Annotated in this window: 1 pseudogene; it reads left to right on the forward strand. The window is 68.1% G+C overall.

From position 1 onward, the window contains the following. Positions 1 to 97, forward strand: a pseudogene (locus J0A65_RS27590) (VOC family protein); the annotation flags it as partial. Positions 98 to 420 lie beyond the last annotated feature (323 nt).

Consider the following 420-nt stretch of genomic DNA (forward strand, 5'->3'; position numbering starts at 1 on the left):
CAAACCGATCTTCGCCTTCCCGGGAGGCAGGCGCTTCCACTTCGTCGAGCCCGGCGGCAACGAGTTCGCCGTGTGGTCGGAGCCGGACAGCCAGTAGCCGACACCCCCTGCAGCAGTGCCCGCCCTCGCACAGGTCCCGCACGCGGTGCCTGGGGGGCGGGAATACCGGCGGAGAAACGCTGTAATAGTTGACCGCCGGCATTCGTTTGACCACTGCCCTGGGTGCACATTAACGTCCCTGCCCTTCACCTCTCGGGCGAGCGTCGCTGCGCCCGGGTCGTGGATGCGGATCATGCTGATCGAGGCCCGCCGAGGCCTTGACCGTCACCTGCCTGCAAGCGGGCCAGCTGAACACCCCGCTCGAACAGGCGGCGCGGAACGGCGAGGGCCAGCTGATTGCACTGCACGACGTCGTCGCCC

The organism is Bowmanella yangjiangensis, assembly GCF_017255015.1.
Lineage (GTDB): Bacteria > Pseudomonadota > Gammaproteobacteria > Enterobacterales > Alteromonadaceae > Bowmanella > Bowmanella yangjiangensis.